This is a genomic window from Puniceibacterium antarcticum (genome assembly GCF_002760615.1).
Classification (GTDB): Bacteria; Pseudomonadota; Alphaproteobacteria; order Rhodobacterales; family Rhodobacteraceae; genus Puniceibacterium; species Puniceibacterium antarcticum.
Genome location: NZ_AWWI01000052.1, coordinates 1 through 10,380, shown reverse-complemented (window position 1 = coordinate 10,380; position 10,380 = coordinate 1). Strand labels below are relative to the sequence as shown.

Annotated in this window: 9 protein-coding genes and 3 pseudogenes; 3 read left to right on the top strand and 9 right to left on the bottom strand. The window is 60.9% G+C overall.

The window, feature by feature from the left end; genetic code table 11:
• Nucleotides 1–68: 68 nt before the first annotated feature.
• A pseudogene (locus P775_RS07025) lies at nucleotides 69–413 on the bottom strand (IS6 family transposase); the annotation flags it as partial.
• A gap of 192 nt (nucleotides 414–605) precedes the next feature.
• Between P775_RS07025 and P775_RS29565 the strand changes: the two are divergent.
• Complete coding sequence (locus tag P775_RS29565) at nucleotides 606–857, top strand: DUF3489 domain-containing protein (protein ID WP_342749640.1); 252 nt, start codon at nucleotides 606–608, stop codon at nucleotides 855–857.
• Nucleotides 858–860: 3 nt separating this feature from the next.
• Here the strand turns inward: P775_RS29565 and P775_RS07015 are convergent, their stop codons facing one another.
• Both P775_RS07015 and P775_RS29780 read right to left on the bottom strand, forming a co-directional pair.
• On the bottom strand, nucleotides 861–1,229 hold the full coding sequence (locus P775_RS07015) for a DUF6481 family protein (RefSeq protein ID WP_099910315.1): 369 nt from the start codon (nucleotides 1,227–1,229) through the stop codon (nucleotides 861–863).
• Nucleotides 1,230–1,645: 416 nt separating this feature from the next.
• Nucleotides 1,646–1,795: pseudogene (locus P775_RS29780) on the bottom strand (IS6 family transposase); the annotation flags it as partial.
• Between P775_RS29780 and P775_RS07005 the strand changes: the two are divergent.
• A pseudogene (locus tag P775_RS07005) lies at nucleotides 1,789–2,456 on the top strand (transposase); the annotation flags it as partial. The pseudogenes P775_RS29780 and P775_RS07005 sit on opposite strands and share 7 nt — an antisense overlap.
• A gap of 210 nt (nucleotides 2,457–2,666) precedes the next feature.
• Here the strand turns inward: P775_RS07005 and P775_RS07000 are convergent.
• The 6 genes from P775_RS07000 to P775_RS06975 all read right to left on the bottom strand — a co-directional run bounded on the left by P775_RS07000 (nucleotide 2,667) and on the right by P775_RS06975 (nucleotide 9,424).
• The gene (locus tag P775_RS07000; protein ID WP_099910314.1) at nucleotides 2,667–3,995 is read right to left on the bottom strand and encodes a TRAP transporter large permease; all 1,329 of its coding nucleotides are present in this window, start codon (nucleotides 3,993–3,995) and stop codon (nucleotides 2,667–2,669) included.
• Nucleotides 3,992–4,558: a TRAP transporter small permease subunit gene (locus P775_RS06995; protein ID WP_099910313.1), complete on the bottom strand. Its 567-nt coding sequence runs from the start codon at nucleotides 4,556–4,558 to the stop codon at nucleotides 3,992–3,994. Before P775_RS06995 ends, P775_RS07000 begins: the two co-directional genes overlap by 4 nt.
• Before the next feature lie 68 nt (nucleotides 4,559–4,626).
• A complete protein-coding gene (locus tag P775_RS06990; RefSeq protein WP_099910312.1) occupies nucleotides 4,627–5,682 on the bottom strand; it encodes a C4-dicarboxylate TRAP transporter substrate-binding protein in 1,056 nt (351 codons plus the stop codon).
• 33 nt (nucleotides 5,683–5,715) lie between these two features.
• Complete coding sequence (locus tag P775_RS06985) at nucleotides 5,716–8,097, bottom strand: xanthine dehydrogenase family protein molybdopterin-binding subunit (protein ID WP_099910311.1); 2,382 nt, start codon at nucleotides 8,095–8,097, stop codon at nucleotides 5,716–5,718.
• Nucleotides 8,094–8,594, bottom strand: a complete 501-nt coding sequence (locus tag P775_RS06980) for a (2Fe-2S)-binding protein (protein WP_099910310.1) — start codon at nucleotides 8,592–8,594, stop codon at nucleotides 8,094–8,096. The genes P775_RS06985 and P775_RS06980 overlap by 4 nt, the downstream gene beginning before the upstream one ends.
• Nucleotides 8,591–9,424, bottom strand: a complete 834-nt coding sequence (locus P775_RS06975) for an FAD binding domain-containing protein (RefSeq protein WP_099910309.1) — start codon at nucleotides 9,422–9,424, stop codon at nucleotides 8,591–8,593. The genes P775_RS06980 and P775_RS06975 overlap by 4 nt, the downstream gene beginning before the upstream one ends.
• 135 nt (nucleotides 9,425–9,559) lie before the next feature.
• On the opposite strand from P775_RS06975, the gene P775_RS06970 reads away from it, so the two are divergent.
• On the top strand, nucleotides 9,560–10,177 hold the full coding sequence (locus P775_RS06970; RefSeq protein WP_099910308.1) for a TetR/AcrR family transcriptional regulator: 618 nt from the start codon (nucleotides 9,560–9,562) through the stop codon (nucleotides 10,175–10,177).
• The last annotated feature ends 203 nt before the right edge of the window (nucleotides 10,178–10,380 follow it).

Here is a 10,380-nt window from a genome sequence, read left to right as displayed (position 1 = left end):
CGACGTCGTTAAACACGTGTCTTAGCAAATCATCCGGAAATCAGGCAGGCGGCCACAACGGTGCGGTTACGCTTGTTTCGCCTCGATTGGAGGATTTCCTCAAGAACAACGCTGTGTTGGTCGATTGCGCGCCAGAGCCAGTATGACCGGCCCGCGATCTTCACAACGACTTCTTCCAGATGCCAGACATTGCCAAGGCGCGGCTGGCGTCGCCGCAGGTTGCGCGCAATCAGGGGGCAGAACTTGACGATCCAGCGCCGGATCGTCTCATACGAAACATCCAAGCCACATTCCAGCCTCAGCTCCTCGACCTCGCGCAGGCTCAAGTTGAACCGGATGTAGAGCCAGACAACGTGAGCGATGATCTGAGGCTGAAAGCGGTGGCGCTTGTAGCTGATCCTCTGTGTCTGCATCTATACCGCCTACGCCCAGATCATTGAACCAGCAACCTCTGGCCAGTTAATGTGACAACACCCGTTGAATTTGTGCGGCATTTATAGCCTTCTCAAGAAGGCAGACAGCAGCCAATACCAGTGGAGTGGGGGTCCCTGCAACAACGCCTCGTCGAAACCCGATAGAAAAATCTGCATGATGATGAGGACTCCGTGAACGTAATCCCCAGTTCAGAATCCATCTTGCCCTCACAGGCAAGAGCGACCGTTCACGCCTTCAGTTCCAAACGCGATTCGCCTGGGGCCGAGGGCGTCGCAACAATTAAGGAGATCGTGATCGCCTTGGAATGGCGACCACACACGGTAGAGGGCGTGATGGCTGGGGCGCTAAAGAAAGAGCTCGGGCTGACCATCATCTCCGAAAAGGTGGACGGGCGGGGACGTTGCTATCGTATAGTGGCCTGACCGTTACCGCTTTCTCGCTTTTCGGTCGGCGTAGCGCCGGTCGCGCTCGGCTTTTTGGGCGGCTTCATCATCAACGACGCGAGAGCTACGGTCTTTTTGAAACTTCTCGCGCGTTTCCGCCTCGGCTTTGGCTGCAACATCGGCTGCCAAAGCATCAGTTTGAACACGCTCCTGCTCTTCGAGTTTTATCCGTGCTCGCTTCGTTTGTCGTGCCTCCTTGGCCGCGGCCATCGCCAGACGTTCTTCCTGCCGTGCAATGCGGGTCGGTTCGGCGGCTTCCTTAGCGGCGCGGTGTGATTGAAGCAGGGCAGCCTTTGCATCGGCAGCAGCGCTGCGGCGACCGTTGAAATCGTTCTCTTTCGGGTTTCTCATGATGGGTATTCCGTTGGAAGTGTTGTCGCTCAAAATGTCAGGCCCATGCGACATATTGCAAGAAACCCGGCGCTGCCAGCTTGAAGTGTTCTTCGAAGACCTTTTCCAAACGGACTTGTCGAACCATGTCCGTTCCGTCAGAGCGGCGGCATTCGTGTGCACAACCGCAAACGGTTTCAGCACGGGGCGATGGAACAGAAGCCTGTCAGCATTTGCCGCGCGTCGCCTCCATCAAGGATCTGGGTGACGTCAAGGCCGTAGTTGCGGTCGGACATTCCATCCGAACATGCCATTGGCACGATCACCGCGGTCATGCGGCGGGATTCACCCTGAGCCGATAGCGATCGACGTGGATCTCGGGAAATGGCGTTGTCACGTTAACTCGCCAAGTTTGCAAGTCGGCATGCCGTGGTTGTTCAAGCGACATTTGCCGCGTTTTTCCACGCCTCGAATGCTTCGAGACGATGGTAGCGGATGGTGAGAGCGGAACGATGGCGGGCTGGTACGGAGAAACGATTGCGGGTTGCGGACTGCATAGAGACGAAGCGCTGCAATCCAGCGCACGATGATCGACAGTGTGAGCGACAGTTTCGGCCTCAAGCCCGAACGGCTGATCGCCCTCTCTCGTGACATCGCTGCGCGATGCACTGCCGGGCAGCGGACACCGCCTACGGCACGGGCGAGATGCTGGACTGGCTGGATCAGAAGCGCGGGATCGCGCCGCATATCCCTGTGTTAGACAACTCGGGGCGCCGGGATGGCACTTTCGAACGTGCGGACTTCAGCTATGATGCCGAGCAGGACACCTACACCTGTCCGGGCGGTAAGGAGCTGAAGCAAAACCGGCAGGCCTTCACGAAGGCCAGAGAGCAGAACGTGGACGAGCATGGCATGATCCGCTACAGAGCCAGAAAGGGCGACTGCGATGCCTGTGAATTGAAGACACGTTGTTGTCCTAAAGCGCCTGCCCGCAAGGTGCTCAGATCTATTTACGAGCCATCCCGCGATGGGGCCCGTGCGATCGCCCGGACCACACAATACGCGATCTCCTGTAAGCTGCGAAAGAAGGTTGAAATGCTGTTCGCCCATCTAAAGCGGATCCTGGGCCTGAAGCGTCTTCGATTACGCGGACCTCTCGGCGCACGCGACGAATTTCACCTCGCAGCCACCGCCCAGAACCTCCGCAAGCTCGCAAAGCTCCTGCCGCCACCACAAATCGGCTGCTGAAGAGATGCGAGGCAACGCGCGCTCAATCTCGTGAGCTATTCAACGCGGCTACTGCGGCGAGTTTTTCAACGGAATAATCGTTTTGCAGCAACTTGCTCACGGCAGGCCAAAATAACCTGGCAAAGCCCATAGGAGCATCAATGCATCAACCGCCACTAAAATCAGGTTCGACTTGCGCCACGCAATGTGATGATTGCACCGATGCCTCGCTCACAGCAAAGCTGTTGCCGTGCCAGGCACCAGTGCGACGACGAGCAATACGACCATCATGACGCCGATGAACGGTAGTGTCGCGGCGAAGATCTGCTCGACGGTCACGTTCGGATCGTTCAGCGTGTTGTGGACAGTGAAGACAGAGATCCCGAAGGGCGGCGTCAGCAGTCCGATTTCCACTGCAAGCACCGTGATGATGCCGAAATGACTCAGGTCGATCCCAAGCCCTTGGGCGATGGGTGCCGCAATCGGCACCATGATCAGCAGTATCGAGGTGCTGTCGAGGATCATGCCCATAAGAAGGATGACGACGGAATAGACGCAGAGAAATCCCAATGGCGAAAATCCCCCGGCCTGAACCAGATCGGCGATGGCATTCGGCAGGCCCGCAATGGACAGCATCCGTGAATAATAACTGGCGGCGATCAGCAGCACGAGGATCGCGACCGAGATCGCGCCCGTCTGCTTCATCACCTGCCACATTTTGCCGCCCCCCAGACTGCGCCGAACCAGCGCGATGATTAGCGCACCGAAGGCGCCGATGCCGCCCGCCTCGGTCGGGGTGAAGAAGCCTGAATAGAGGCCACCAAGGACCAGCAGCACAAGCAGCGCGATGGGCACGAGTTTCGCCAGCATGCTGCCGAGCGACATCTTGGGACCGTCGCGGTCCAGCCGCTTGGCGCGGGCCGCTGCGGGGTCGGTATAAACGAAGCCCGGAAACAGCGCCGAGACCCCCATCAACATCACAACGAAACCGACGGCGAGCAGCATACCGGGGATCAGCCCAGCGATGAACATGCCGCCGATCGAGACTTCGGCCAGCACGCCATAGATGATGAGCAGCAGGCTGGGCGGGATCAGCATCCCCAGCACGGAACTGCCGGCGACGGTGCCAGCCGCAAAGGACGCACGATAGCCGTGGCGGGTCATCTCGGGCACCGCGACGCGGGTGAAGACGGCGGCGGAGGCAATGGACACGCCGGTCACTGCAGCAAAAATCGTGTTGGCTGCGACGGTTGCCACGCCGAGACCACACAACACGCGGCGCAGCAGTTCCTCTGCCACTTCGAAGGTGTCGCGTCCGACGTTCGACACGCTGACGAGCAGCCCCATCAGCACAAACAGCGGGATCGTTGCAAAGAGGTAGTCCGCGATGCCGCTGTAGGCTGTCAGCTCCATCATGCGGAAGGCGAGGTCGATGTTCCCCCTGATGATCCAGATGCCAAGAAATCCCACGGCAAGCAGCGCGTAGGCGATCTGCAGCCCCAGCAGGACAAGGCCAACCAACAGGGCGATCAGCAGAAAACCGATGGTCAGGGTGGTCATGCCGCCGCTCCGTTCGGGGTCCGCCACGTGATCGTGGCACGGTAGAGGCAGGCCAGTAGCGCCATGCTGCAGCCGATCACGGTGATGACGCGGAACGGAAAGGTCGGAATGGTAAAGACGCCTTGGACGCCAAAGAAATCGGCCGTCGTCCAGGCCTCCATCATGTTTGGCCATGAGGCCAAGAGGATCATCGCAAACACCAGCGCACCGACCAACGCAAACAGCGTATCAAGGAACCGTGCCATCCCGGGGCTGGCCCGCTGGATACGGCGGATCAGAAAATCCGCGCGGGTCAGGCGGCCCTGCATCACCGCGGCGGCGATTTGCAGAAACACGATTGCGACGACGGACCGGCCCGCGATCTCTGCCACGCCGGTGACCGGCGCGTTAAAGAGGTTGCGCCCGATCACGTCTACCACGATCATAACCATCATCAGCCCGATCCAGACCGTGCCGATGGCAGACAGGGCATTGGCAGCGTTCCCCAGCACGGCGCCCACCGGGGCCGTCGCAAAGGGCGGCACCGTGCCATCATCAGCTTTGATTTCGATATCGTCCGCCATGTGTGCCCCTGCCCCCTTGTAACATCGGCCCGCCCGCTCAGACGGGCCGATGCGTCGTGCTTGCCGTTTCAGCGCCCGGCGTCCCAGTCGCGGCCCGGTGTCACGCCATTGTCGCGCAGCGCCTTGAAGTAGGCGGCCAGCACGACCTTCCCGGCCTCGCCCGTCTGGTCCAGCCAAGGAGAGACGATATCGGGCAGACCATCGACCCATTTGGCTTTTTCCTCAGCCGACAACTCATGCACCTGCAGGCCCGCGGCCTGCATGTCGGTCATCGCCTTGGTCGCCAACTCGGTTACATAGTCGCCGTGCGCAGTTGAGGTGACCTTGGCAGCCGCCATGAACGCCTCTTGTACCGGAGCGGGCAGGCCGTCGTAGAAGTCCATGTTCGCGGCGATCGCGCCGAAATACATCGACCCGATGCCAACGCGGGTCAGGTCAGGCGCGACCTCGTAGACACGGGTCGGCAGGATGCCGGAGGCGAAGGACAGCGTGCCCTCAGTCACGCCGGTCTGGATGTTGGTGTAATAGGTCGTGAGCGCGCCATCGACGGGCGTGGCCCCTGTGCCCTGCAGCCAGTTAGCGGACGTGCCCGGTGCGTTCAGCTTGCGGTTCTGCAGGTCTTCCATCGTGTTGATCTGGAAATTAGCGTAGATGTCATAGCTATCGGTGATCAGCGACGACAGTGGCACCATGTTCTGCGCACTCCAGCTGTCGTGCAGCTCGGGCAGATTTGCCGACAGATCGTCAAAGATTTTGATCAGCAGCTTGTGGTCCTCGGTCGCGAAGGGCGTGAAGTACGTCACGTTCTGCAGCGGCATCGCTGCCCCTTCCCAGACAGTGCCGACCATGCCAACGTCAACAATCCCATCGCTGACTGCGGCGCGGGTATCGGTGAATTTATATAGCGTGCCGCCGTAGGCCTCGTTCCAGTTGATTTGGTATTCGCCAGCTTCCGCAAGGATGCGGTCCACCTCGGGCTGAAACGCGTTCTTCATCGCGTAGACCCAGATATTCGCTTCCGGGTGACTGGACCCGATGTTGACGGTGATGCTTTCCTGCGCCCATGCCGCCGTGCCAGCCAGAAGCGTCAGTGCGGTCGTGGCGAAAAGTGTCCTAATCGTCATTATTTTCCTCCCTTATGGGCCCATCGGCCCGGTTCAGTCCTTTAGCATGCCAAGTCCGCGCAGCACCCGTTCCGGTGTGAACGGCATTGCCATCACCTCCCCCCCGAACGGCCGCAGCGCGTCGTTGATCGCGTTCATCACCGCCGCAGCGGCACCGGCGGTCCCGGCCTCTCCTGCCCCCTTGGCCCCCAGTTCACTTTCCAGCGTCGGCGTCTCGACGTGGGCGATGATCATGTCCGGCATTTCTCCGGCCATCGGCACGAGATAGTCGGCCATAGAGCCGTTCAGCAGTTGGCCTTCGGCGTCGTAATGCAGTTCCTCAAACAGCGCGGCACCCAGCCCCTGTACGATGCCGCCGCGGATCTGTTCGTCGACCAGCTGCGGGTTGATGATGCGGCCGCAATCCTCGACGCACCAATGCTTCAGCAGCTTGACGGCACCAGTGTCCGTGTCGACCTCAACATAGGACGCCTGAACGCCGTTGGTGAAGGCAAAGGGATAGTCAGCGGGCGTGTAATGGCGGGTCTGCACCAATTCACGCGGCAGCCCCTTGGGCAGGGTATCGCCGCGGAAATAGACGATTCGGCCCAGTTCAGACAACGGCATCCGGTCGGTGCCGTCGGCCATGTTGACGACGGCACCATCGCGGATGTCCAGCGTGCCGGAGGGGCATTGCAGCATCGCGCCTGCTACCTCCAGTATGGCACCACGCAGAGCGCGGGCGGCCAGCAAGGCGGCCTCTCCACCGATGCCGGCGCCACGCGACGCCCATGTACCGCCACCGTAGGGGGTGGACTGGGTATCGCCGGTGATGATGCGGACCTGACCAGGCAGGACGCCCACACCTTCAGCGACGATCTGGGACAGCATCGCTTCGGTCCCCTGCCCCTGCTCGGTGACGGATGACGCGGCCACGATGCTGCCGTCCGGATCCATCCGCACGGTGCAACCGTCCTGCGCCGAAATGCGCGCCCCGCCGATGCCATACATGAAGGGCGACGGGTTGGTCAGTTCGATGAAGCTGGCGATACCGATACCCCGCACCACGCCCCGCGACTTTGCTTCGGCCTGATCCGCACGCAGCGCCTCGTAATCCATAAGCTCGACCAGCTTCGTGAGGCTGGCGTGATGCGACAGCCCCTCAAACCGCATCTTGGCGGGCGAGACGGCGGGATAAGCATCATCCGCAAAGAGGTTCCGGCGGCGAATCTCCACCGGATCCATCCCGAGGGCGGCGGCGGCCATGTCTACCAGACCTTCGGTCACGGTCACGGCGATGGGGTGTCCCACGGCGCGATACTGGCTGGTCGGCGTCTTGTTCTGGAACACCACGGTCGTCTTGGCGCGGTAATTCTTAAAGTCGTAGGGTCCGCCGCAAAGGTTCACGACCTGATTGCCCTCGATCGCCGAAGTGCGCGGATAGACTGAATAGGCCCCGATCGCCGTCCAGTCGTCAATGTCGAAGGCAAGGATCTTGCCATCCTCGGTCACCGCGATACGGCCCCAGATTTCATGGTCACGGGCGTGGATATCGGTGGTGAAGCTTTCCAGACGATCCGCGATGAACTTGACGGGGCGCGCCATGATCTTGGCAATCGCGGCGGTCGCAATCTCGTCTGGATAGATATGGACCTTGATGCCGTAGGACCCGCCCACGTCACCGCAGATCACCCGCACCCGCGATTCCGGCAGGCCAAGGTGTTCGGCCAACACGACCTGGATCATGTGGGGCGCCTGGGTTGCATGCCACGCGGTCATCTGACCCTCGCCCGGATTCCAGTCGACGAGGATCGAGCGAGGTTCCAGCGTGACGCCCGTATGCCGCCCGGTCTGGAAATGCGCCGCGATGACGGTGTGGGCGTTGGCAAAGGCTGCATCCACGTCGCCTTCGTCGTGCAACCGCTGAAAGGCAAGGTTATCGCCCATGTCGGTGTGCAGAACGGGTGTGCCTGGTTCGAGTGCGGTCATCATGTCGGTGACCTCGGGCAGTGAATCATAGTCCACCTCGACCAACGCCGCACCATCCTCTGCTGCGGCGCGTGTCGTTGCGACCACAGCCACGACGGGTTCGCCGACCCAGCAGGCACGATCGACAGCCAACGCATGTTCGGGCGGCGATTTCAGCCCCTTGAGGTGCGCCAGGACACCGACCCACGGCGTGCAAACTTCGGCGATGTCCGCGCCCGTAAAGACCCGCAACACCCCCTTGACCTCCAGCGCCGTATCTGCGTCGATCCCCCTGATCCGGGCATGGGCATGGGGGCTGCGGACAAAGACGACGTGCACCATGCGCGGCAGCACCAAGTCGTCAACATAGGATCCGCGCCCCTGTACCAGACGCGCCGCATTCGGGCGCGGCACCGTCTTGCCGATGTAGCTATTGGGCCGGTCGGGGTTGCCGAATGGGGAGTTCATGCCACGCCCTTCTCGCTGCGGGCGAGCGCAACCGTCTGTATCGCGTCGATGATCGCCTCATATCCCGTGCAGCGGCAATAGTTGCCCGACAGATGTTCGCGGATGGTGGCGCGGTCCGGCACGCCGCCCACGGCCAGCAGATCGGCGGCAGCGACCAACATTCCCGGCGTGCAGAACCCGCACTGCAGCGCATTGCGCGCAACGAAGGCCGCCTGCAGGTCGGCCACGGCACCGGTATCGCTGAGGCCTTCGATGGTCCAGACCTCTGCCCCGTCGGCTTGGGCCGCCAACATCAGGCAGCCACGTACAGCCTGCCCGTCGACCCGCACAGTGCAGGCGCCACAAACGCCGTGTTCGCAACTGGTATGGGCTCCGGTGAGCCCGAGGTCCAGTCTTAGGAAATCGACCAGATGCCGCCCCGCAGGTACGCGGGCCTCTACAGATTCTCCGTTCACGGTCAGGGCAATGTCTATGCGGTCGCTGAAGGCGGCGGTCATGCGGTCTCTCCATTCAGGTCTGCGATGGCACGGTGCAGCAGAACACCAACCAGATGGCGGCGGTAGGCAGCCGTCGCCTGCGTATCGGACGGCGGGTCGAGCGCATCGCGCAGGGCCGCAACGGCACCATCCGTATCGCCTGCGTCCAGTCGCGCCATCGCCGCTGTGGCTAGCTCTGGCCTCGGGCCCACAGAGATGCAGACGATCCGGTGCCCCGCCGCACGGCGAACAAGACACACTCCCGCAAGCGCGTAATCGCCGGACCGGCGGGCGAGTTCATGGATCACCTGACGTTCCTCCGCCTCGGCCATCGGCAGGCTGATCGCGGTCAGGATTTCGCCATCGTTGATCGTCGTCACAAACACATCGACGAAGAAATCGCTAGCGGGAATGTCGCGCGGTCCGTCGGGCCCTTCCACATGGATCGTGGCGTCGAGTGCGAGGATGCAGGCCGGAAACTCCGCCGCCGGGTCAGCGTGGGCCAGCGCTCCGCCGATGGTGCCGCGATTGCGTATAGCGGCGTGGGCGATCAGGTCCGTTGCTTTGCGCAGCAAGGGGGCATGCTGAGCCACCAGCGGATCGTTCGCGATTTCGGCGTGACGGGTCAGGGCTCCGATGCGCAGGCGGTTGCCGTCCAGCGACACACCTTTCAGCGCGTCAATGGAGTTGATATCGATCAGCAAGTCGCCAGAACTTAGCCGCATGTTTAGCGCGGCGATCAGGCTTTGCCCCCCTGCCAGCACACGCCCCATGCCATCGCTCGCGGCAAGCAGATCCAACGCATGGCGCAAGTCCGTGGCACGGGCATAGCCGCCAACCGATGCTTTCATCGCATCCCTCCCCCATTGACGTCGCGCCCTCCAGTGCGACAATTGATCAAGTGATCAACCTTATTGATCTTACGATCAACTATTCGCGTAACTTTGCAAGTGATAATTTCAGTCCGAGGCAGTATGGGATAGTCCATGACACCCACCGAACACCCATATCCGCCAGACCGTCGCCGCCTACCGCCGGAAGAGCGGCGGCGACAGATCGTAGAGGGCGCGGTAACCTTCTTTGCCGACGTCGGGCTTGACGGGAATACACGCGATCTCGCCAAGCGGCTGGGTGTGACACAATCCTTGCTGTTCAACTATTTCGCCAGCAAGTCCGATCTGCTGGAGGCGGTCTACGAACACGTTTACCTGAACCGTCTGTCCGACGACTGGCCCGCCTTCTTAACGGATTCTCGTCAGCCGATACGCGACCGTGTCCTGACGTTTTACGAATCCTACAGCAAGCTGATCTTCCAATACGAATGGATGCGGATTTTCATGTTCTCAGGCCTTGCGGGGGCCGCTCTGAACCGGCGTTATCTGGACCATCTGGGAAGGGTGATCCTCGCCCCGCTGCTGGCGCAGATGCAGAACACTGCGACTGGGCCAGATGTTCCCCAGATGGAAGATCTTTGGAATCTGCATGGTGGGATCGTCTATATCGGAATCCGACAGCACATCTATCAGGTGCCTTGCCCGGATGACCCGACCGAGGCGATCACCCGCGCTGTAGATCGCTTTCTAGCTGCATTTAATATGGGGTGATTTTTATTATATCAGTTAGTACCAGCCATAATAGGATCTCTGCCAAGTTTATGAAGTCGAGCGGCTTCCTTGATGGCGTGGGACAAGATACACGAGACGCTGGTTACGGCGAATTGCAACATTAATGAAACCGCCAAGGTTCTGTCGCAAACTTTTGGGGGAAGCGAGATGAGACTTCTGCTGGACGCAACTATCCCGCCAAC